The sequence below is a fragment of the Ensifer soli genome (assembly GCF_041928815.1).
GTDB lineage: Bacteria > Pseudomonadota > Alphaproteobacteria > Rhizobiales > Rhizobiaceae > JBHFEI01.
Window position 1 is genome coordinate 28,133 of the sequence record NZ_JBHFEI010000006.1, and the last position, 23,213, is coordinate 51,345.

The 23,213-nt window shown below is 65.6% G+C and carries 14 protein-coding genes and 2 pseudogenes; 11 read left to right on the forward strand and 5 right to left on the reverse strand.

The annotated features are described in order from the left end of the window. Positions 1-170: 170 nt before the first annotated feature. Positions 171-1,916 carry a hypothetical protein gene (locus tag ACEVQ6_RS10545; protein WP_374888941.1) on the reverse strand — a complete coding sequence of 582 codons (1,746 nt, stop codon included), beginning with the start codon at positions 1,914-1,916 and terminating at the stop codon, positions 171-173. A gap of 200 nt (positions 1,917-2,116) precedes the next feature. Between ACEVQ6_RS10545 and glmU the strand changes: the two genes are divergently transcribed. From glmU to ACEVQ6_RS10565, 4 genes are all read left to right on the forward strand, one after another. Further along, positions 2,117-3,475, forward strand: a complete 1,359-nt coding sequence (glmU, locus tag ACEVQ6_RS10550; protein WP_374888942.1) for a bifunctional UDP-N-acetylglucosamine diphosphorylase/glucosamine-1-phosphate N-acetyltransferase GlmU — start codon at positions 2,117-2,119, stop codon at positions 3,473-3,475. A 205-nt stretch (positions 3,476-3,680) separates the two neighbouring features. Further along, complete coding sequence (gene glmS, locus ACEVQ6_RS10555; RefSeq protein ID WP_374888943.1) at positions 3,681-5,507, forward strand: glutamine--fructose-6-phosphate transaminase (isomerizing); 1,827 nt, start codon at positions 3,681-3,683, stop codon at positions 5,505-5,507. Then, positions 5,504-6,001, forward strand: a complete 498-nt coding sequence (locus ACEVQ6_RS10560; protein WP_374888944.1) for a GNAT family N-acetyltransferase — start codon at positions 5,504-5,506, stop codon at positions 5,999-6,001. Before glmS ends, ACEVQ6_RS10560 begins: the two co-directional genes overlap by 4 nt. Before the next feature lie 21 nt (positions 6,002-6,022). Next, a complete protein-coding gene (locus tag ACEVQ6_RS10565) occupies positions 6,023-6,721 on the forward strand; it encodes a DUF502 domain-containing protein (RefSeq protein ID WP_374888945.1) in 699 nt (232 codons plus the stop codon). Here the strand turns inward: ACEVQ6_RS10565 and recG are convergent. Beyond that, entirely contained in the window at positions 6,708-8,807 is a 2,100-nt protein-coding gene (gene recG, locus ACEVQ6_RS10570; protein ID WP_374888946.1) for an ATP-dependent DNA helicase RecG, read from the reverse strand. The two genes, ACEVQ6_RS10565 and recG, sit on opposite strands and share 14 nt — an antisense overlap. Positions 8,808-9,013: 206 nt before the next feature. Between recG and ACEVQ6_RS10575 the strand changes: the two genes are divergently transcribed. Both ACEVQ6_RS10575 and mfd read left to right on the forward strand, forming a co-directional pair. After that, positions 9,014-9,313 carry an FAD assembly factor SdhE gene (locus ACEVQ6_RS10575; RefSeq protein ID WP_374888947.1) on the forward strand — a complete coding sequence of 100 codons (300 nt, stop codon included), beginning with the start codon at positions 9,014-9,016 and terminating at the stop codon, positions 9,311-9,313. A 4-nt stretch (positions 9,314-9,317) separates the two neighbouring features. Next, complete coding sequence (mfd, locus tag ACEVQ6_RS10580) at positions 9,318-12,827, forward strand: transcription-repair coupling factor (protein ID WP_374889192.1); 3,510 nt, start codon at positions 9,318-9,320, stop codon at positions 12,825-12,827. Positions 12,828-12,913: 86 nt separating this feature from the next. Here mfd and hemF read toward each other — a convergent pair whose 3' ends face one another. Continuing rightward, complete coding sequence (gene hemF / locus ACEVQ6_RS10585; RefSeq protein ID WP_374888948.1) at positions 12,914-13,819, reverse strand: oxygen-dependent coproporphyrinogen oxidase; 906 nt, start codon at positions 13,817-13,819, stop codon at positions 12,914-12,916. Between the two features lie 130 nt (positions 13,820-13,949). On the opposite strand from hemF, the gene ACEVQ6_RS10590 reads away from it, so the two are divergent. Further along, positions 13,950-14,213: a hypothetical protein gene (locus tag ACEVQ6_RS10590; protein WP_374888949.1), complete on the forward strand. Its 264-nt coding sequence runs from the start codon at positions 13,950-13,952 to the stop codon at positions 14,211-14,213. A gap of 201 nt (positions 14,214-14,414) precedes the next feature. On the opposite strand, the gene ACEVQ6_RS10595 is transcribed toward ACEVQ6_RS10590, so the two are convergent. Next, positions 14,415-14,873, reverse strand: coding sequence for a tRNA (cytidine(34)-2'-O)-methyltransferase (locus tag ACEVQ6_RS10595; protein WP_374888950.1), 459 nt, complete (start codon positions 14,871-14,873; stop codon positions 14,415-14,417). Between the two features lie 311 nt (positions 14,874-15,184). Here ACEVQ6_RS10595 and ACEVQ6_RS10600 point away from each other — a divergent pair, with 311 nt between their 5' ends. The 4 genes and pseudogenes from ACEVQ6_RS10600 to ACEVQ6_RS10615 all read left to right on the forward strand — a co-directional run. Then, complete coding sequence (locus ACEVQ6_RS10600; RefSeq protein ID WP_374888951.1) at positions 15,185-17,032, forward strand: ABC transporter ATP-binding protein; 1,848 nt, start codon at positions 15,185-15,187, stop codon at positions 17,030-17,032. Positions 17,033-17,243: 211 nt separating this feature from the next. Further along, positions 17,244-17,636: a VOC family protein gene (locus ACEVQ6_RS10605; RefSeq protein ID WP_374888952.1), complete on the forward strand. Its 393-nt coding sequence runs from the start codon at positions 17,244-17,246 to the stop codon at positions 17,634-17,636. 281 nt (positions 17,637-17,917) lie between these two features. Then, positions 17,918-19,151: pseudogene (locus tag ACEVQ6_RS10610) on the forward strand (ISNCY family transposase). Between the two features lie 240 nt (positions 19,152-19,391). Beyond that, a pseudogene (locus ACEVQ6_RS10615) lies at positions 19,392-19,700 on the forward strand (ISNCY family transposase); the annotation flags it as partial. A gap of 150 nt (positions 19,701-19,850) precedes the next feature. Here the strand turns inward: ACEVQ6_RS10615 and ACEVQ6_RS10620 are convergent. Next, on the reverse strand, positions 19,851-22,964 hold the full coding sequence (locus tag ACEVQ6_RS10620) for a hypothetical protein (protein WP_374888953.1): 3,114 nt from the start codon (positions 22,962-22,964) through the stop codon (positions 19,851-19,853). Positions 22,965-23,213: the final 249 nt, after the last annotated feature.

The window sequence follows — 23,213 nt, forward strand, 5'->3', positions numbered from 1 at the left end:
CGGCCGGTCATTGCTGCCGGCGATGGCGTGAAGGCGGGCAAGGAACGTCGTGGACGTCCGGGAAGAGGGGCTGCGGCGGGTCGCCCGTCACGCTCCTCCGGCCGGACAGGATGTGTTGCATAGAACAAACCCGGCGCGAATAGAAGGGCATGCGGGCAAATTGCCCCGGATCAGCGGCCGGCTTGCGCAAGGTCGCTGCGCACGAAGGCGTCGAAACAGTCCGTAAGGCGGATGCGCGTGTGGTTTTTCTTCAGCATCGGCTGGTAGAGGTCGAGCAGCTTCTGCCGCGAGGTCGCCGGCGGGCAGGTCGGCAGAAGCGCCAGGTCGACGGCACCGACGGCGCCGGCGACCTGAGGGGTCGGCGGCGGCACGGCGCGGAACGGATCGGCGCCGATCGCGATGTATTTCGGCGCCTCGCGCTCCATCAGCCACGGCACGGGATTGGTGAAGTCGATGTTCATGATCGTGCGGAAATGCACGCCCTTCGCGCTCTCATAGGCGCGGATCGCGTCGATCGCCTTGTCAAGCGCCGTCAGCCAGATCACCTGGAAGTCGAAGTCGCTGAAGAGGAGGAAGGAGTGCAACTCGCCGCTGTGGGTCAGGTCCTCGTAGCTGTCGCGATGGGTCACGTAGTTCTGTTCCAGCCGGTCGGCGCGAAGCTGGATCAGCGGCCGGACGCTCGTCGCCCCCATGGTCTTCAGGTTGTGGCTTTCGATCGGCTGGTTGTTGACCGCGCCGATCCAGGCGCGGCCCGCCTTCTGCGTGACGGTGACCAGCGGAGGAAGGGCGGCGGCGAGCGCAAGGGCGAAGACGGCGATGGTGAGCGGGCGCGCGCCGCGACGCCGCCACTGATCGAGCACGATCCCGAGGAGCAGGGGCCAGAGGAAGATGAAGGCCTGGCTGCCGGTGTTCTGGCTTTCGAACAGGATGCCGGCGGCGAGGAAGGCGCCGAGCCACAGCGCCGGCCGGTCGAGCAGGCGGGAAAGGTCGGAGAGGCGGCGGCGCCGGACAAGGTCGGCGAACCGCGCGCGGATCTCGGGTATGTCGGCGACGAGGAGGACGACCGCCAGCACGACGGCGAAGAAGACGACGCCGAAATTGAGCGAGGCGGCCTGCAGGAGGCGCGGCAGCAGGCTGCCGTCGTTGACGGTCAAAAGCGCGAGGATGTCGGCGAGATAGGCCGAGGGAATGCCGGTCGACAGCTCCAGAAGCGCGATGGTCGCGAAGAACAGGATCCCTGCGACGAGCGCATGCCGCAGCGGCAGACGCCCGGTGGCGAAGGCCGCGAGGCAGAGAAGCGTGCCGGCCGCGACGCCGGTCACCTTGATGAAAAGCAGCGCCAGCATGGTCAGGACGACGATGGCCGTGCGCATGCTGCGCTGCTCGACGAAGAGCAGCCCGGCGGCGAGCACGTAGAGAAGCTGGCAGATCTGGCGGTTGTAGATGCCGAAGCCGTCGGAGCCCGGATAGGGATAGAAGTCGCCGCTGTTGAACGGCAGGATCGAGTAGAAGAGGAACGGAACGGCAAGGGCGACGGCAAGCGCCGCCGAGCGCGCCTGGACGTCGCGCACGACGAGCGCCATCAACGGCGCGCTGACGAGGAGCAGCGCCCAGCTCGACAGGAGCAGCGGATGGCCCTCGGGGAAGGCCGAGATCAGACCGTAGAAGAGATAATAGCCGAGCGGGCCGACGGGCGTGAAGAAATCGACGTTCGGGACTTGGCCCGTCGCGATCCGATTGGTCGCGTCGAGATAGATGTAGTGGTCCCAGAACATCGGGCCGATCGGCTGCGGGATCGTCACCGACAGGAGGAGCGGCAACACGGCGAGCATGACGAGAAAGGCCAGGAGCGGCACGGACCGGCCGGCGGCGGCCGGGCGGGTGAACGACGAAGGTGATGTATCGAATGCCGCCACGGCCGGCCTCCTCAAGACGGGAACGGGCCGTCACGCACGGCTCCGGGATGCTTATGCCACGCCGGCCGTTCCGGTCGCGTTAAGCCGATCGGTTCAATCTTCATCGAATGAACAAGGTTATGTTTCCTGCAACGGGTTGCTGCTAATGAAGGCCGCATGCGCCGGTCCGGCCGGCGGTGCTGCAAGCGGGAGCATGGGCGATGGAAAGACGGTGTCTGGCGGTGGTTCTGGCGGCGGGCGAAAGCTCGCGGATGAAGTCGCGGGTCTCGAAGGTGCTGCATCCGGTCGCCGGCCGGCCGATGATCGCCCATGTGATGCAGGCGCTTGCCGCGTCGGGCATCGCCGAAGCGGCGCTGGTGGTCGGCCGCGACGCCGAGGCCGTCGAGCGTGCGGCGGCGGGAACGGGCGTTTCGGCCCGCACCTTCCTCCAGACCGAGCGCCTCGGCACCGGCCATGCCGTGCTTGCCGCGCGCGCGGCGATCGCCGAGGGGTTCGACGACATCCTCGTCGTCTTCGGCGATACGCCGCTGATCACCGCAGCACCGCTGAAGGCCGCGCGCGAGGGGCTCGCCGCCGGCAACGACGTCGTCGTCATCGGCTTTCACGCCAGCGACCCGACCGGCTACGGCCGGCTGATCGTCAGGGACGGCGCCCTCGAGGCGATCCGCGAGCACAAGGATGCGAGCGAGGAGGAGCGACGCATCGCCTTCTGCAATGGCGGGCTGATGGCGATCAACGGCGCCCACGCGCTCGATCTCCTCGGCCGCATCGGCAACGCGAATGCGAAGGGCGAATATTATCTCACCGACATCGTCGAGATCGCCCGCGCCTCGGGCGGCCGGGCTATCGCCGTCGAGGCGCCGGAGGCCGAACTCACCGGCTGCAACACCCGCGCGGAACTCGCGGTGATCGAGCGGATCTGGCAGGAGAGGCGCCGGCGCGCGCTGATGCTCTCCGGCGTGTCGATGATCGCGCCGGAAACCGTGTTTCTCGCCTGGGACACCGAGATCGGCCCGGACGTGCTGATCGAGCCGAACGTGGTGTTCGGCCCGGGCGTCACCATCGAGAGCGGCGCGGTGATCCACGCCTTCTCACATATCGAGGGTGCGACGGTGAAGGCCGGCGCCACCGTCGGCCCCTTCGCGCGGCTGCGCCCCGGCGCGCGGCTGGCGGAAGGCGCGAAGGTCGGCAATTTCTGCGAGGTCAAGAACGCCGAGATCGGCGCCGACGCCAAGGTGAACCACCTCACCTATATCGGCGACGCCTTCGTCGGCGCCCGCAGCAATATCGGCGCCGGCACGATCACCTGCAACTATGACGGGGTGAACAAGCACGTGACCCGCATCGGCGCGGATGCCTTCATCGGCTCCAATTCCGCGCTGGTCGCCCCTGTCGCGATCGGCGACGGCGCGCTGGTCGCCTCCGGCAGCGTCATCACCGCGGATGTCCCGGACGATGCCGTCGCCTTCGGCCGGGCCCGGCAGGAGATAAAACCCGGTCGTGCCCGCCTGCTGAAGGAGCGCTACCTGGCGCAGAAGGCGGCGAAGAAGAAGACGTAAAGGCCGGAGAAGGCCGGTCCTATCGTTGCGGCAAGAACGGCGCCGGTTTTCGCGGCGGCTTCAACCCGGCCGAAAGGATTCCTGCATTACTCCTTGAAACCAAATGTGAGGCCGCGGACGATTGTGCGTCGCCGCGGATCGCTTAGGAAGCCTTGTGCCGTGCTTCTCAACCCGTCGGGGCCGGCAAAGATGCGGAGGCAGGAACATGTGCGGTATCGTGGGCATCGTCGGTGTCGAGCCGGTCTCGGAACGGCTGGTCGAGGCGCTGAAGCGGCTCGAATATCGCGGCTATGATTCGGCGGGGGTCGCCACCATCCATGACGGACGGCTCGACCGGCGCCGCGCCGAGGGAAAGCTCGTCAATCTCGACATCCGGCTGCGCGGCGAACCGCTGCCCGGGACGATCGGCATCGCCCATACCCGCTGGGCGACGCACGGCGCCCCGACGGAGAACAATGCGCACCCGCATTTCACCGACGGCGTCGCCGTCGTCCACAACGGCATCATCGAGAATTTTTCCGAGATCAAGGACGAGCTGATCGCGGATGGCGCAACCTTCGCCACCCAGACCGACACCGAGGTCGTCGCCCAGCTCCTGGCGAAGCTCATCCGCGAGGGCATGGACGAACGCGAAGCGATGCGGGCGATGCTGAAACGCGTCACCGGCGCCTATGCGCTCGCGGTCATGTTCCGCGAGAGGCCGGACATGATCATGGCGGCGCGCAGCGGCCCACCGCTCGCCGTCGGCCACGGACGCGGTGAGATGTTCCTCGGCTCGGACGCGATCGCGCTGTCACCCTTCACCAACGAGATCACCTATCTCGTGGACGGCGACTGGGCAATCCTGACGCCGGCGGGTGTCGAGATCCTCGGCCATGACGGCCATCCCGTGAAGCGCCAGCGGCAGGTGTCCCATGCCGCCGCCTACATGGTCGACAAGGGCAACCACCGCCATTTCATGGAGAAGGAAATCTACGAGCAGCCGGAGGTGATCTCCCACGCGCTCGGCCATTATGTCGATTTCCTCGACGGCCGCGTCAGCCTGCCGGACAGCGCCATCGACTTCTCCGCCATCCCGAGCCTCGCGATCTCCGCCTGCGGCACCGCCTATCTCGCCGGCCTGATCGGCAAGTACTGGTTCGAGCGCTACGCGCGGCTCCCGGTCGAGATCGACGTCGCCTCCGAATTCCGCTACCGCGAGATCCCGCTGTCGCCGAAGGCGGCCGCGCTCTTTATTTCCCAATCCGGTGAGACAGCCGACACGCTCGCCTCGCTGCGCTACTGCAAGGATCTCGGCCTGAAGATCGGCGCCGTCGTCAACGTCAGGGAATCGTCCATCGCCCGCGAGGCGGATGCCGTCTTCCCGATCCTTGCCGGTCCCGAGATCGGCGTCGCCTCGACCAAGGCATTCACCTGCCAGCTCGGTGTTCTCGCCGCGCTCGCGGTCGGGGCGGGAAGGGCGCGCGGCACGATCTCGGCGGAGGAGGAGAAGGCGCTGGTGCGCCACCTGATCGAGATGCCGCGCATCATGAGCCAGGTGCTGAACGCCATCCAGCCGGTGATGGAGACGCTCTCGCGCGACCTGTCGAAATGCCGCGACGTCCTCTATCTCGGGCGCGGCACCAGCTTCCCGCTCGCCATGGAGGGCGCGCTGAAGCTCAAGGAAATCTCCTACATCCATGCCGAGGGCTATGCGGCGGGCGAGCTGAAGCACGGGCCGATCGCACTGATCGACGAGAACATGCCGGTCATCGTCATCGCGCCGCATGACCGCTTCTTCGAGAAGACCATCTCCAACATGCAGGAGGTCGCCGCGCGCGGCGGGCGGATCATCTTCATCACCGACGAGGCGGGCGCCGCCGCCTCGAAACTCGAGACGATGGCGACGATCGTGCTGCCGAATGTCGACGAACTGATCGCGCCGATGATCTATTCGATCCCGATCCAGCTCCTCGCCTACCATACGGCCGTGTTCATGGGGACCGATGTCGACCAGCCGCGCAACCTGGCGAAATCGGTGACGGTCGAGTGATCGTCCGGGAGGAGCGGCCCGCCGACCGGAACGCGATCTACGTGCTGACGCGCGCCGCCTTCGCGGGCGCCCCGCACAGCGACGGAAGCGAACACCGGATCGTCGAGCGGCTGCGCGCGGCCGGCGCGCTGGTCCTCTCCCTCGTCTGCGAGGAGGACGGCGCGATCGTCGGCCATTCAGCCTTTTCCCCCGTGGCGATCGAACCGGCCGCCGACGGCTGGTTCGGCCTCGGCCCGATCTCCGTCCTGCCGGAGCGGCAGGGGCAGGGCCTCGGCCGCCGCCTCATGGAGGCCGGCATCGACGCGATGCGGCGGGCCGGGGCAAAGGGCATCGTCCTGCTCGGCGCGCCGGAATTCTACGGGAAATTCGGCTTCGCCAATATGCCCGACCTCGTGCTGCCGGATGTTGCGCCGCAGTATTTTTTGTGCCTGCCCTTGTCCGGCCCCCCTGCCTCCGGCATTGTCGCCTACCATCCGGCCTTTTACGGCGGTTAGCGGCGAAGCAGTGGACAGAGCATGACGGACAGGCCCCAGCGCGGTTTCCTCGCGACAAGGTTGCGGAACTATTTCCTGACCGGCCTGATCATCTGCGCGCCGCTGGCGATCACCGCCTGGCTGGTGCGCTCCTTCATCCAGTGGGCCGACGGCTGGGTCAAACCCTACCTTCCGACCTTCTACAATCCCGACAACTACCTGCCCTTCGCCGTGCCGGGCTTCGGTCTCCTCGTGGCGATCATCGTCATCACGCTGGTCGGATTCCTGACCGCGAACCTCGTCGGCCGCTCGATCGTCGCCTTCGGCGAATCGCTGCTGAACCGCACGCCGCTGGTGCGCACCATCTACAAGGCGCTGAAGCAGATCTTCCAGACCGTGCTGCAGGAACAGTCGACCTCGTTCAAGAAGGCGGGGCTGATCGAGTATCCGAGCCCCGGCCTGTGGTCGATCGTCTTCATCGCCAGCGACGCCAAGGGCAACATCGCCAGCAAGTTCGACGAGCGGGGGCTCGACATGGTCGCGGTCTTCCTGCCGCCGACCCCGGTGCCGACCGCAGGCTTCCTGCTCTTCGTCGAGCGGCACAAGATCGTCCTGCTCGACATGAGCGCCGAGGATGCGGCGAAACTGCTGATTTCCGGGGGGCTCGTCTATCCCGAGCCGCCGCCGCAGCGCCTGCCGAAACGCAAGGAAGCACCCGCCGAACCCGTCAGCCAGCCCTGAGGAAGCGGATCGCCTCGTCGCGCCGGTGCAGGTAGAGCAGCACGCGGATCGCCGCGCCGCGCTCCGAGGTGAGATCCGGATCGCGCTCGATCAGGTAGGCCGCATCCTTGCGCGCGGTTTCCAGCAGGTCGGCATGGTGTTCGAGGCTGGCGAAGCGGAAACCGGGCAGGCCGGACTGGCGCGTGCCGAGCAGTTCGCCCTCGCCGCGCAGCCTCAAATCCTCCTCCGCAATCAGAAACCCGTCCTCCGTCTCGCGCAGGATCGACAGCCGGGCGCGACCGTTCTCCGAGAGAGGCGGCTTGTAGATCAGCATGCAGGTCGAGGCCTCGTCGCCGCGCCCGACCCGGCCGCGCAGCTGATGGAGCTGGGCAAGGCCGAACCGTTCGGCATGCTCGATCACCATGATCGTCGCATCCGGCACGTCGACGCCGACCTCGACCACCGTCGTGGCGACGAGGAGGCGCATGTCGCCGGCCTTGAAGGCGGCCATCACCGCATCTTTCTCCGGGCCGTTCATCCGCCCGTGCACGAGGCCGACACGATCCCCGAAGACGCTCGCAAGCGTGGCGAATCGCTCCTCCGCCGAAGTGAGGTCGGTCTCCTCGGACTCCTCCACCAGCGGACAGATCCAGTAGGCCTTCTTTCCCTTCGCCAGCGCGGCGGCGAGGCGGTCGACGATCTCGTCGACCCGGTCGTTCTGGATCGTCACCGTCTGGATCGGCTTGCGCCCGGCCGGCTTTTCCGTCAGCCGCGACACGTCCATGTCGCCGAAGGCGGCAAGCACCAGCGTGCGCGGGATCGGGGTCGCCGTCATCACCAGCATGTGCGGCGAGATCCCCTTTGCCGTCAGCCGCAGCCGCTGGTGCACGCCGAAACGGTGCTGCTCGTCGACGACGGCGAGCATCAGGGAGCGGTAGGCGACGGCATCCTGGAACAGCGCATGGGTGCCGATCACCACCTGCGTCTCACCGCTTGCGATCCGTTCGAGGATCGCCTCGCGCTCGCGGCCCTTGGTGCGCCCGGTGAGCACGTCGATGGCGATGCCGGCCGGCGCCGCCATCGTCGAGAGCGTGGCGAAATGCTGGCGCGCGAGGATCTCGGTCGGCGCCATCAGCACCGCCTGGCCGCCGGCCTCGACCGCCGCCAGCATCGCCATCAGCGCCACCGCCGTCTTGCCGGAGCCGACATCGCCCTGCAGCAGCCGCAGCATCCGTTCCGTCCCCGCCATGTCGACGAGGATGTCGGCAACGGCCGCCTGCTGGCTGCCGGTCAGCGTGAAGGGCAGGGCGGCGCGCACGGGCCCGCTCAAGGCGCCGGTCGCCCGGACCGGGACGCCGGGCATGCGCCGCAGCCGCTGGCGCACCAGCGCCAGCGATACCTGGCCGGCGAGGAACTCGTCATAGGCCATGCGCGACCGCGCCGGCGCGCGCGGATCGAGGTCGAGCGCATCGCGCGGGTCGTGCAGCGCCAGGAGGCTGTCGCGGACGCTCGAAAAGCCGTGGCGTTGCATCACGCCCGGATCGATCCATTCGGGAAATTCCGGCACGCGTACCAGCGCCGCCTCGATCGAACGGCGCAGCACCTTCGCCGAAAGCCCGGCCGTCATCTCGTAGACCGGCTCGACCGGCGGCATCGCCTCGCCGTCGCCGGCCTTCACCATATGGTCGGGATGCACCATCGAGGGCCGGCCGGCGAACCAGTCGACCTTGCCGCTGACCGTGACCATCTCGTCCACCGGCAGCGCCTTTTCCAGCCAGTTGCCCTTCACCCGGAAGAAGGTGAGCGCCAGCTCGCCGCTGTCGTCCACGAGATAGACGCGGTAGGGCTGGCTCGCCGATCCGCCCGGCTGGTGGCGGTCGACGCGGGCGGTGATCGTCGAGATCTCGCCCTCGGGCGCGTCCATGATCGCCGGCTGGCGACGCCGATCGATGATCGAGCGCGGCACGTGGAAGACGAGGTCGACGACGCGGCAGTCCTCGATCGTCTCCTGGCCCAAGAGCTTCGCATAGAGCGCGCCGACCTTCGGGCCGACGCCCGGAAGCGCGGTCAGCGGCGAGAACAACGGGTCGAGCAGGGCAGGGCGCATGGTGCGGTAGGGTGATCCCCGTGGGCGCGGCCCGGGACCGCGTCGAGACAACAGGCTTGGACATCGCGACGAGTCGCGACGCGCCGCGATGCCGTTTGGCCTAGGTGAAACGGGAATTCGCCCGATGGCAAGGCTGACAATCCGCTTTCCAGCGTTTATAGAGCGCGTGCGCGGCGAAGCGCCCCGCCGCCGAAGGAACCATGCCGATGACGGGTATCTCACGCAGCAGCGCCGATCTCGACCCACGCCGCCGGCGCATCCTGTTCCGCGCCTGGCATCGCGGCATCCGCGAGATGGACCTCGTCTTCGGTCAGTTCGCTGAGGCCGAAGTCGCGTCCCTGAGCGATGCCGACCTCGACGCGCTGGAAGCGATCATGGCCGAGGAGGACAACGACCTCGTCAAATGGGTGACCGGCGAGAGGCCGGTCCCCGACCGGTTCAGGACACCGCTCTTTGCCCGCATCGCCGCCTACCGGCCCGATTTTTCTCCTCCTGCCGAAGACTGACACGCTGACGATGATCCCCGGTTTTCATGCTGCGTCCCTCGCCAAAGCCACGCGCGAGCTGACCATCGGCCCCGTGCCCGGCGGCGCCGAGCCGCTGGTGCTCGCGGAACTGGCGCGCGGCGCCGGACCCGTCGCCTACATCCTGTCCGACGGCCAGCGCATCGCCGATGTCGAACAGATGCTCGGTTTCGTCGCGCCCGACATCCCGGTGCTGAGCCTGCCCGGCTGGGACTGCCTGCCCTATGACCGCGTCTCGCCGAGCGCCGACGTTTCCGCCCGGCGCCTGTCGGCGATGACGGCGCTTGCCGCCTTTCGCAAGGCACCGCACCCGGCCATCCTCCTCGTCACCGTCAACGCCGCCCTGCAGAAGATGCCGCCGGTGGCGCTGATCGAGGCTCTCGGCTTTTCCGCCAAGGCCGGTCAGGTCGTGCGGATGGACGCCATCGCTGAGCGGCTGCAGCGCAACGGCTTCGAGCGGGTCGCGACGGTGCGCGAGGTCGGCGAATTCGCCGTGCGCGGCGGCATTCTCGACGTTTTCGTGCCCGGCGCGTCCGAACCCGTCCGCCTGGATTTCTTCGGCGATACGCTGGAAACGGTGCGCTCCTTCGATCCGGCGAGCCAGCGCACGACGGCGCAGCTCAAGGGCTTCAGCCTCAATCCGATGAGCGAGGTGTCGCTGACGCCGGAGACGATCAGCGCCTTTCGCCGGCACTATCTCGCCCTCTTCGGCGCGGCGACCCGCGACGACGCGCTCTATCAGGCGGTCTCCGAGGGACGGCGCTATGCCGGCATGGAGCACTGGCTGCCGCTCTTCTTCGAGGGGCTCGAAACGGTCTTCGACTATCTCGAGGGTTTTCGCATCGTCACCGACGGCGCGGCGCGCGAGGCGGCGTCGGAACGCTGGAAGCTGATCGAGGACTATTACGACGCACGCGCCTCGGCGCAGGCGCCGTCGAAGGCGCAAGGGTCGCAGGGCACGCCCTACAAGCCCGTGCCGCCGCAGCAGCTCTATCTGTCGGATGCCCAGTTCTCGGACGGGCTTTCAAAGGCGCATGCGATCCGCCTCTCGCCCTTCAGCGAGCAGGCCGGCGAGGTGCGCGACGTCGTCGCGCTCGACGCCCGGATGGGCGTGCGCTGGGCGAAGGCGGCGAGTGAAAACCGCAGCGAAGCCGAGCGCGTCAACGTCTTCGACCAAGCGGTGAAATACATCGCCGACCGGCGTTCGAAGGGGGCAAAGGTGCTGGTTTCGGGCTGGTCGGAAGGCTCGCTCGACCGGCTGCTGCAGGTGCTTGCCGAACACGGGCTCGGCAATGTCCGCACCGTCGCCTCGCTTGCCGAGGTGTTCAGGCTCAAGCCGGGCGAGGCCGCGGCGGGCGTGCTGTCGCTGGAAGCCGGCTTCGAGCTCGGCGACCTCGTCGTCGTCGGCGAGCAGGACATCCTCGGCGACCGCATGGTGCGGCGTTCGAAGCGGCGCAAGCGCGGCGCCGATTTCATCGCCGAGGTCGCCGGCCTTGACGAGGGCGCGATCGTCGTCCATGCCGAGCACGGCATCGGCCGCTTCGTCGGCCTCAGGACCATCGAGGCGGCCGGCGCACCGCATGCCTGCCTCGAACTCGTCTATGCCGGCGACGCGAAGCTGTTCCTGCCGGTCGAAAACATCGAACTCCTGTCGCGCTACGGGGCGGAGGGATCCGACGCCATCCTCGACAAGCTCGGCGGCGTCGCCTGGCAGGCGCGCAAGGCGAAGCTGAAGAAGCGGCTGCTCGACATGGCCGGCGGACTGATCCGCATCGCCGCCGAGCGGCTGACCCGGCACGCACCGGTGCTGACCACGCCGGAGGGCCTCTACGACGAATTCGCCGCCCGCTTCCCCTATGACGAGACCGAGGACCAGCTGACCTCGATCGAGGCCGTGCGCGACGATCTCGGCGCGGGGCGGCCGATGGACCGGCTCGTCTGCGGCGATGTCGGCTTCGGCAAGACGGAAGTGGCGCTGCGCGCCGCCTTCATCGCGGCGATGAACGGCGTGCAGGTCGCGGTCGTCGTGCCGACGACGCTGCTTGCCCGACAGCATTTCAAGAGCTTTTCCGAGCGCTTTCGCGGCCTGCCGATCCGGGTGGCGCAGGCCTCCCGCCTCGTCGGCTCGAAGGAACTGGCGCTGACGAAGAAGGAGGTCGCCGAGGGCAAGACCGACATCGTCGTCGGCACGCACGCGCTGCTCGGCAACGGCATCACCTTCGCCAATCTCGGTCTCCTGATCATCGACGAGGAGCAGCATTTCGGCGTCAAGCACAAGGAGCGGCTGAAGGAGCTGAAGAGCGACGTGCATGTGCTGACGCTCTCGGCGACGCCGATCCCGCGCACGCTGCAACTGGCGCTGACCGGCGTGCGCGAACTGTCGCTGATCACCACCCCGCCGGTCGACCGCATGGCGGTGCGCACCTTCATCTCGCCCTTCGACGCGCTGGTCATCCGCGAGACGCTGATGCGCGAGCACTATCGCGGCGGACAGAGTTTTTACGTCTGTCCGCGCCTCTCCGACCTTTCCGAGATCCAGGATTTCCTCGCTGCCAGCACGCCCGAACTCAAGGTGGCGGTCGCCCACGGACAGATGGCGGCGACCGAACTCGAGGACATCATGAACGCCTTCTACGAGGGCAGGTACGACGTTCTCCTTTCCACGACCATCGTCGAATCCGGCCTAGACGTGCCCTCGGCCAACACGCTGATCGTCCACCGCGCCGACATGTTCGGCCTCGCCCAGCTCTACCAGCTGCGCGGTCGCGTCGGCCGCTCCAAGGTGCGCGCCTTCGCGCTCTTCACCCTGCCGGTCAACAAGGTGTTGACGACGACGGCCGATCGCCGCCTCAAGGTGCTGCAGTCGCTCGACACGCTCGGTGCCGGCTTCCAGCTGGCGAGCCACGACCTCGACATCCGCGGCGCCGGCAACCTGCTCGGCGACGAACAGTCAGGCCATATCAAGGAGGTCGGCTTCGAGCTCTACCAGCAGATGCTCGAGGAAGCGGTCGCCGAACTGAAGGGCGAGGAGGAGATCCACGACAGCGGCTGGTCGCCGCAGATCTCCGTCGGTACGCCGGTGATGATCCCCGACGACTACGTGCCGGACCTGCACCTGCGCCTCGGCCTTTACCGCCGCCTTGGCGAGCTGACGGCGCTCTCCGAGATCGACGCCTTCGGCGCCGAGATGATCGACCGTTTCGGCCCGTTGCCGGTCGAGGTGCAGCACCTCCTGAAGATCGTCTACATCAAGTCGCTGTGCCGCACCGCCAATGTCGAAAAGCTCGATGCCGGGCCGAAGGGCATTGTCGTGCAGTTCCGCAACCGCGAATTCCCCAATCCGGGCAATCTCGTCGGCTACATCGCGAGGCAGGGCTCGATGGCGAAGATCCGGCCGGACCACAGCCTGTTCCTGTCGCGCGATTTCCCGACGCCGGAGAAGCGGTTGCAGGGTGCGGCGGTTGTGATGACGCAGCTCGCCGAACTGGCACGCTGACAAAAAGGGAAACGGATTCAGCCCGTTGCCCGGATCTCTCGCCATTCAGCCTCACGCACCTGACGCAAGGCGAGCCTTGCCTTGCGTCAGGGCCAGCGCACGGCCGGCGGCATCGACGAGAGGATCGACTCGACATTGCCGCCGGTCTTCAGCCCGAAGATCGTGCCGCGATCGTAGAGCAGATTGAACTCGACGTAGCGCCCGCGCCGGACAAGCTGTTCGTCGCGGTCGGCCTCGGTCCAGGGCGTGTTGAAATTCTGCCGGACGATCTTCGGGTAGACGAGGCTGAAGGCCTTGCCGACATCCTGGGTGAAGGCAAAGTCGGCATCCCAGCCCCCGGCCTCCTCCGACGAATGCAGCCAGTCGTAGAAGATGCCGCCGGTGCCGCGCGGCTCGTCGCGATGCTTCAGGAAGAAATACTCGTCGCACCAGGCCTTGAAGCGCGGATAGTCGGCGACCGCATGGCGGCCGCAGGTGATCTCCAGCGCCTTGTGGAAAAGCTGCGTGTCGGGATCGGCCTGGGTCCGGCGCCGGTCGAGCACGGGGGTGAGGTCGGCGCCGCCGCCGAACCAGCGCGATGTCGTCACCACCATCCGCGTGTTCATGTGAACGGCCGGAACGTTGGGATTAACGGGATGGGCGATCAGCGAGATGCCCGAGGCCCAGAAGCGCGGGTCCTCTTCCGCACCGGGGATCTGCGCGCGGAATTCCGGCGAGAATTCGCCGTGCACGGTCGAGGTATGAACACCCGCCTTCTCGAACACCCGGCCGGCGATCATCGACATGCGCCCGCCGCCGCCGTCCGGCCGCTCCCAGTCCTTGGCGACGAAGCGGCCCGGCGGCTCGTCCGCCATCAGGCCCGCCGCCTCGTCCTCCAGCGCTTCGAAAGCGGCGCAGATGCGGTCGCGCAGGCTCTCGAACCAGGCGCGCGCCTGCGCCTTCTTCTCCTCGATGTCGTCGGGCAGGCCGGGGGGCAGATGCGGTCGTTCCATTCTCTCAAGGTTCCCGTTGCGGCCGCCGGGGCGGCGAAAACTGACTCGCAAAACGTGTCCGCCGATCCTATCTTCAAGTGCCGCTGAATGACAGGGGCGAGCAGCGACGTGCCGGCAAGGGAGGCGAAGGATGGCAGGCAAAGTGTCGGCGAGACCGCCGGGCCCGCCGCTCGATGGTCTGAAACGGCAGATCGAGCGGCACCGGAAAGCTGCGGGCGAGGGCGCCTTCGTGCGCGAAACCTTCCGCCTCGACCGCCAGGCCGCGCGGCTGAAGGCGCGCGAATGGTTCGACCGGTGGCCGAAGGCCGCCTACTGGACCGAGGTGGAAAGCTGGCGCCCGCTCGAGGGCGACGCCATCGAGTTCACCATGCGACGACTGCCGGCGGCGGATTGAGAGGGTTTTCGCGGATCTCGCCGGATCGCCGAAAATGTCCCGGGCCTTTGTTCCTGCCGCATTGCCAGACGCCGAAGCAATGCCGTTTCGGCTGGAAATGCCCTGACGCGTGTCGCGCAAAGCTGTGCGGCGGTTTTGCGAGACACGCGTAAAAACAAAGACCTAAAGCGCATGAGCGAATCTGGAAGATCGCGACACGCTTCAGTCGCGTTCACCCGTCACGCGGATCGCCTCGCCGGCGATCATCGCGGCCGCCATCGCGACGTTGAGCGACCGCATGCCCTCCACCATCGGAACAAGAATGCGCATGTCGGCGCTGTTGTGAACATGGTCCGGCACGCCGGCACTTTCGCGGCCGAACAGCAGGATGTCATCTGCGCGGTAGTCGACCTCGGTATAGGGCATCGCCGCCTTCGTCGTGGCGAGGACGAGGCGTCGCCCCTCGCCGCCGCGCCACGCCTCGAAGCGGCTCCAGTCGATATGGCGCGTCAGCGCGACACGGGACAGGTAGTCCATGCCGGCGCGTTTCAGGTTGCGGTCGGAGACGTCGAAGCCGGCCGGCCCGATGATGTCGACGCCAAGGCCGAGGCAGGCGGCAAGGCGCAGGATCGTTCCGGTGTTTCCGGGAATGTCGGGCTGGTAGAGGGCGAGTCTCAGCATGCGGCTTCCGTTCAGCAGGTCGATCGGCCTGTGCCGAATCGGCAACAGGCGGGAGGTGAGGGCAGGGCATGTAGCTGCGTCAATCTGGCATTTGAAGCGCAAACGTCGTAAGAGCAGCCATCCGCAACGCGAATCAAAGGAGGCCCGGATGCATCATATCGCGATCTCTCGCCTCCCCGATGCCCACCGCATCCGAATGGCCTGACGCCTAGGCCCCTGCGTTTCGTTTCTTTTCCTCGATGATCTCGACATGGCCCGTGCCGCGCTGAAGGCGCACCGTCCCGTGTCGCATGCCCAACCGGGAGTGTCTCATGTTCGGCTGGTTTGAATCCCGCCTCAATCCCTATCCGCCGGAAATCCCGACGGCGCCGCCCTCCGGGCTTTTCGCCTTCTGCTGGCATTATTCGCGCCAGGCGCTGCCGTGGCTGATGATCATGTCGTTCTGCACCGTGCTGATCGCGGTCGGCGAGGTGGCGCTGTTCCAGTTCCTCGGCGACCTCGTCGACTGGCTGTCGGCGGCCGACCGGGCGACCTTCCTCGAAACGCAGGGGGCGACGCTCGTCTGGATGGGCGCGCTGATCCTCGTCGGCCTGCCGCTCGTCGTCGCGATCGATTCGCTGATGATGCACCAGGTGCTGCTCGGCAACTATCCGATGATCGCCCGCTGGCAGATGCACCGCTTCCTGCTGCGCCAGAGCGTCGGCTTCTTCGCCAACGAATTCGCGGGCCGGGTCGCGACGAAGGTGATGCAGACCTCGCTTGCCGTCCGCGAGACGGTGATGAAGATCCTCGACGTCTTCGTCTATGTCGTCAGTTATTTCATCTCGATGCTCGTCGTCGTCGCCGCGGCCGACTGGCGGCTGGTGACGCCGCTTGCCGTTTGGATCGTCGTCTATGTCGGGATCCTCGCCCATTACATCCCGAAACTGCGCCGGATCGCCAGCGAGCAGGCCGATGCCCGCTCGATGATGACTGGCCGGATCGTCGACAGCTACACCAACATCACGACGGTGAAGCTCTTTTCCCATGCCGGGCGGGAGGAGGCCTATGCCCGCTCGGGCATGCAGGAATTCCTCGACACCGTCCACCGGCAGATGCGCAAGGTAACGGCGCTGCATGTGCTCGTCTACCTCAACAACTGCGTCGCGCTCTTCGCCATCGCGGCGCTCGGCATCCATCTCTGGCTGACGAGCGCGGTGACGATCGGTGCGGTCGCGATCGCCACCGGCCTTGCCATGCGCATCAACGGCATGTCGCAATGGATCATGTGGGAAGTCTCGGCGCTCTTCGAGAACATCGGCACGGTCTATGACGGGATGGGAATGCTGACGAAGGAACACGACATCGTCGACGCGAAGGCGGCGCCGGCGCTTGCCGCGCCGAAGGGCGCGATCCGCTTCGAGAACGTCCGCTTCCACTACGGCAAGGCGAAGGGCGTCATCGACGATCTGACGCTTGACATCCGCCCCGGCGAGAAGATCGGTCTCGTCGGCCGCTCCGGCGCCGGCAAGACGACGCTGATGAACGTGCTGCTGCGCTTCTACAATCTGGAGGCCGGCCGCATCCTGATCGACGGCGTCGACATTGCGACCGTGACGCAGGACAGCCTGAGGGAGACCATCGGCGTCGTCACGCAGGACACCTCGCTGCTGCATCGTTCGATCCGCGACAACATCGCCTATGGCCGGCCGGAGGCGACCGACGCCGAGATCGAGGCGGCGGCCCGCAAGGCGAACGCCTGGGACTTCATCGTGACGCTGGAGGACAATCAGGGACGCACGGGCCTTGATGCCCAGGTCGGCGAACGCGGCGTCAAGCTCTCCGGCGGGCAGCGGCAGCGGATCGCGATCGCCCGGGTGTTCCTGAAGGATGCGCCGATCCTCGTTCTCGACGAGGCGACCTCGGCGCTCGATTCGGAAGTGGAAGCGGCGATCCAGGAAAACCTCTTCGCCCTGATGCAGGGCAAGACGGTGATCGCGATCGCCCACCGCCTGTCGACGCTGACGGAGATGGACCGGCTGGTGATCCTCGAGCGTGGGCGCATCGTCGAGAGCGGCTCGCATGGCGAGCTCGTCACGCGCGGCGGGCTCTATGCCGACCTCTGGTCACGCCAGTCCGGCGGCTTCATCGCCGACGACGCGGAGGCGGCGGCCGAGTAAGGATTTCGCCTGCGGCCCTTCGATGTCTGCGAAGCGTGTGGCAATCTTCCGGATTGGCCCTTACGCTTCAGATCTTCGTTTTCACGCATGTCCCGCAAAACCGCTGCACAGTTTTGCGGGACATGCTTTAAATCGTCTCCTCAGGCGGTGCCGTCCGACCGCCGGAGGTGTTCATTGCGGCAAGGCGCCGCAGCGTGCAGGAGAATACATCATGACGCGCCGCTACGCTCTCGACCATATGGCGCTGCTCGTCCGCGACGTCGAACGCAGCGTCGCCTTTTACCGCAACGTCCTCGGACTGGAGGAGGTCGACCGGAAAGCCGGAAGCGCGAATGTGCGCTGGATGGCACTCGGCAACGGCGACACGATCCATCTGATCGAACGGGACTTCGGCGCCACCCATGTGACGAAAGATACGCATCTGGCCCTTTCGACCCCCGATTTCGACGCGCTGGTCGCGGACCTGACCGGAAAGGGCATCGCGTTCGAGGACTGGCTCGGCGCCCGCGGCCAGGTCTACCTGCACCGGAACGGTTTTCGGCAGATCTACCTGCAGGATCCCGACGGTTACTGGATCGAGGTGAACGACAGGGTCGACGGGTGAGGAGGTGTTTGTGAGCTTTCCTATCCTGCAACAGAGACCCGTATACCGAAATGATTTCGACGCGTGATGGGATTTCAAAATCAGAGGAAATTCCGACGCGTCGTTGCGGCGAGATGACCGCGGCGGGTACTCAGGACGATGGCGACGAAGACAACGAATGCCGCTCAGATCCGGCAATTCTTTGCGCTGGCTTCAGCAGCGGCTTTTGAAATCGGGGTTTGCCAGTCAGACTTCCGCCTTCCGCCGGACTTTTCGAAAGTTCCATAATCTATCTTATGCGATTGGGATTGATAGCGATAAGCGAGCGCGATCTGCAGCTGATCAAAGTTTTGTCGAAGGTGGTCGCTGACCGTATGACTATGATAACGGCGGCACATTTGCTTGCCTTGAGTACGCGCCAGGTGCGTCGGTTGTTGACCCGGATGAGCATTGGTGGTGCCGCATCGATCCGCCACAAGGCGATCGGACGTCCGTCAAACAATCGGATCAGCGACGGCGTTCGGGATTACGCAGTGACGCTGGTCCAGGAAAGTTATGCAGACTTTGGCCCGACCCTAGCGTCTGAGATGCTGGCCGAGCGCGATAGATTGCGTGTGTCGCGCGAGACGTTGCGCCGTTGGATGATCGATTCCGGGATATGGTTGTAGCGCAAAAAACGCCGGACGTTTCATCAGCCATGGTTACGGCGCGAAGCTTATGGCGAGCTGGTGCAGATTGATGGCTCCGACCATCGCTGGTTCGAAGACCGTGGCGATCCCTGTTCGTTATTAGTGTTCATCGACGATGCGACCGGCAAGTTGATGCAATTGCGGTTTGTGCGATCGGAAAGTGCGTTTTCCTATTTTGAAGCTCTAGGGCTGTATTTGCGTGAGCACGGTGCCCCAATCGCGTTCTATTCAGACAAGCATTCGGTGTTCCGAGTGGCAAAGAAGGATGCCAAGGCCGGCCAGGCCATGACCCAGTTCGGGCGTGCGCTTTGCGAGTTAAACATCGAGATTCTCTGCGCAAATTCGAGCCAAGCAAAGGGTCGTGTCGAACGGATGAACCGGACATTGCAGGATCGATAACATGGAGGCTGTCAACGCGTTTCTGGCGAGTTCATGAGCCGGTATAATGCTCGATTTTCCATCGTTTTCATTTGAACGCAAGCGGATCATGCTGACGCAGACCGACGTGACGCGTGGTTTGGTTGGCCGCTATGTCGAGACCTACGCCTATGCGGATGGTCGCCTCGATGTGCGCTGGAAAGGATATTCCCTACCCTATACGGTGTTCGACAAGGACCAGCGGGTGACGCATGCGGCCATTACCGAGAACAAGCGGCTCGGTGATATTCTGGCTTACATCAAGGAGCGTCAGGACCAGCATGTGCCGCCGGTCGTCAAGACCAACAGCGAGAAGATCGGTTACCAGCCACGGAGTCGAAAGCCAGGACGGAGCACGGACTTCATGAACGATCCGGCGGTGATTGCCCGGCGCAAAAAGGCGCTGTTGGAGCAGCAAGCTGCGGAGTGAACTGAAGGTCGAATAGCCTCAAGCTAAAGCCGAAGAGGTGTGTATACCACCCGCCCCGATCTGATCTTGCAAGCGGGATCAGCCACTCAGATCGGGGCTGGTCGGTGTGCCGTATGGCGATCAGTCGGACATTTCTACTTTGCAAACCGGCGGACATTTCAACATCGCGGCCACATCCGCAGGATGCTTTGGCGAACTGGTTATTCATGGGACCAAGGCTTTTCCGCGGCTCGCCTTCTCAAGCACGGGCGCTTTCGTTCTATTCATGAGTCGGAGAAGGACCGAACGAGCGGACTGACGCAATTCGGAAGGGCGCTTTATGGGCGAAATTGACACCATCTGTGCCAACACCCCACAGGCCAAGGGCCGTGTGGAACGTGTCAACCAGATATTGCAGAATCGAGTCGTCAAGAAGATCGGCTTCCCGGCATCGAAACGATCGAGGCCGCCAATGCCTATGCGCCTAAGTTCATTGCGGATTTCAACGCACGTTTGGACAAGCAGCCTCGTAATCCGAAGGACATGCACCGGCCCTTGACCGAATTGGAGCCCTATTCAGCTTTGACACGGATGGGAGATTGTCGCCTCGAACCGCAAAGCACCATCCCTGCCCCCGAAAACCGCGACGCCAAGCCGGCTCGCGGTTCGTTAAATCGACGATCACAGGCCGGTGTTACCCGGCCTGTGACGCCATCTCCGTCAGGCGAAGAGGACGAAGTCGCGGGCCGTGACGCTCTCGACGTCGGCGAGCGTGACGATGGCGATGCGGCCTCCCGCGGCCGCGCCGTTCTTGTCGATCGAGAAGAGGCCGGTATCAGTGTCGAACAGAAACACCGGGCCGGTCCCGCGGGCGACCGGAACGTCGTCGACGATCAGCGTCGTCCCGTCGCGCAGGATGAAGTCGTCATCGAGGTTGAAACCGTCGCGGGAGATGCGGATCTTGTCGCGTTCAGCGGCGCTGAAATCCGTGATCGTGTCGCCGCGGTCCGCGATGTTCTCGAAGACGAAGAAGTCCGTCCCGTCGCCGCCCGTCAGCGTGTCGCGGCCCTTGCCCCCGGTGATGATATCGCGGCCGTCGCCGCCGTCGATCTCGTCATTGCCGACCTCGCCGTTCAGGATGTCCGCACCGCCGCGCCCTTCGAGCGTATCCGCGCCGCGACCGCCGAAGAACTGGTCTCGGAGATTGCCGCCGAAGGCGGAATCGGCGCCGGACGAGAACTGGAACCGTTCGATGCTGACGAAGGTATCGCCTTCCGCCTGGCCGCTGTTGTCGTCCGGGCTCAGCCGGTCGAGCGTCACCACCTTGGTGTAGAAGACGGTGTCGGTGCCCAGGCCGCCATTGATGCGGTCGGCACCATTGCTGCCGAGGATCGTGTCGTTGCCGCCGAGCCCGTTGATGATGTCGTCATCCGGGGTGCCCGCGATGCGCGGGTCGTTGCCGGGCGTGCCGAGGATGGGTTCGTCGACATTGGTCAGGCGCACGGTGATGTCGAGCGCGCCCGATGTCAGGCTGCCGTCGGTCGCGCGCACCTGCAGAGTCCGCGTCGCGCCCGCCTCGAAGTCGAGATTGGCGCCGTTGGCGACGACGAGCCGGTTTCCGCTGATCGCAAACAGCGAAGAGCCGCCGACGATCTCGAAGCCCGGCGCCGTCCCGTCCGGATCGACGGCCGAGAAGGTGCCGATCACGGTGCCGCCGGCGGAGTTTTCGGGGATCGGGTTGCCGGCGAAGCTCGGCGTTCCCGGCGCCTCGTTGACGTTGCCGATCTGCACCGTCACCGTCGTCGGGCCGGAGGAGGCGCCGGAAGAATCGATCGCCGAGACCTGGAAGGACCGGGTCGATCCCTGCTCGAAGTCGATATTGGCGTTCGGGTTGAGGATCAGCTGGTTGCCGGCGATCGAGAACAGCGCAAGCCCCGCGGCATCGAGCTGGAACGTCACGGGATTGCCGTCGGGATCAGCCGCTGCGAGCGTGCCCACGACCGTCCCTTGCGTCGCGTTTTCGGCAAGCGGACCGGCATTCAGCACCGGCAGCGCCGGCGGCGCGTTGAGCAGTGTCGCGGCCGAGCGGGTCTGGTCGGCGAAGACGAAGGTCTCGACCTGCGTGACCGTGTCCGTGCCGTCGAAGTTGGCGCCGCGCAGATCGACGAGCTGAAAGCCGGCGCCGGCCACGGTGATCTGGTAGTCGGACTTGTTGCCGGAGAGAACCAGCGTGTCCGCACCATTGCCGCCGTCGAAACTGTCGTTGCCGTTGCCGGCGATGAAGGTGTCGTTGCCGTCCCTGCCCTCGATCGTGTCGCGGCCGAGGCCGCCGTCGATGACGTTGTCGCCGTTGTTGCCCCTCAGGACGTCGCCGCGGCGGCTGCCGATGATATTCTCGACCTCCGAGAATGTGTCACCCGCCGCATCGCCGGTGTTCGATCCTGGGTTGAGCAGGTCGACGGTAACGCCGGTGACCGCGCCGGCCGCCGTGACGGCGGTGGAATAGGAGACCGTGTCGATGCCGAGGCCGCCGTTCAGCTGGTCGGCACCCGTGCCGCCCTCGAGGATGTCGTTGCCGTCGCCGCCGCTCAGCGTGTCGGCGCCGCCCCTGCCGAACAGGGTGTTGCTCTCGCCATTGCCGGTGATCACATTGGCGGAATCGGAACCGACGACGTTTTCGATGCTGATATAGGTGTCGCCCTGCGCGTCGCCGGTGTTGGCGGCATTGTTCTGCAGGTTGATGTTGCCGGTGCCGAAGCGGCGAAGCTCCACCGTGTCGATGCCCCCTCGCCCGTCGAACGTGTCGCCGGCGGCACCCGAGATGTTCAGGAACCGGTCGTCGAATTCGCCTCCGCGGATCTGGTCGGCAAAGACGGTGTCGATCGCCCAGATCGCCTCGACGCCGACGATCTGTGTTGTCAGCCCGTCGATGGTGACGAGCGTGGTCGGATCGACGCCATAATTGACGCCGCGGCCGACGAATTCGAAATCGATCACGGCCGTGTCGATGCCGGTTCCGCCGTCGATCAGCCGGTCCGCATCGAACCCCGTTCCGGCATAGATCGACTGCAGGCCGACCAGATAGCTTTCCGGCGCGTTTCCGGTGCGTTGGAAATGGCTGAAGAAATTGGTCGAAACGATGAAGTCGTTGCCGTCGCCGCCGTTCAGCGTGTCGACGCCGGAGCCACCGAAGACGAAATCGTCGCCGCCGCCGCCGTCCAGCGTGTCGCTGCCGCCCTCGCCGTAAAGCCGGTCGTTGGCCGCGCCGCCGGTGATCTGGTCTCCGGTCGCGACATTGCTGCCGCGGACCCAGACCTGCTCGACACTGTCGAAATTGATGTTCTCGCCCGGCAGGTTGAAGGTGGAGCCGCCGAGCGTGAACGTGACCGCGGTCGTGCGGTAGGAAAGGTCGAGCACGGCCGTGTCGAAGCCGTTGCCGCCCGAAATGCTGATATCGGCGACAGGCGTCGGGTTCGCGGCAATCGCCAGGCTCAGGGCATCGAACCATTCGTCGAGCAGGAACTGGCGGTCGCGCGGATCCTGGATCTGCGCGGCACCGCCGACGAAGTTCGCCGTGCCGTAGTTGAAATAGGCGAGGTCGACGGCTTCCGACGAATAGATCAGCACGTCGTCGCCGTCCTCGCCGGCAAGCGTGTCCGCGCCGCTTTCGCCGATGAGGAAGTCGTCTCCCGCCCCGCCCCGCAGGATATCGTTCCCGCCGAAGCCGAAGTACACGTCCGTATTGGGCGAACCGAACAGGTTTTCCACCGTGTTCGCGCCGAATTGTATGTCAACACCTGTCGTGAATTGAACCAGCGTGAAAGCTTTGGCCATGATTTTCCACCCCATACAGACGCGAATTGAAGGACAAGACGTTTGGAGCCAGACGGCATGATGCACTGCAAGGCGATTTTTATTGCATTGCAATATGACATGAATTTTAAAACATCGACTTAAATTAATTAATTCTTAGAATATACGCGATTTCGAATTTTTCAATCCGCTAACGTGCAGGCCCCCTAAAAAGGATCGCAGGCGTTTCTTCCCCGTCCGTGGCCGGGCGATGCTCCGGCGCCGGGTGCA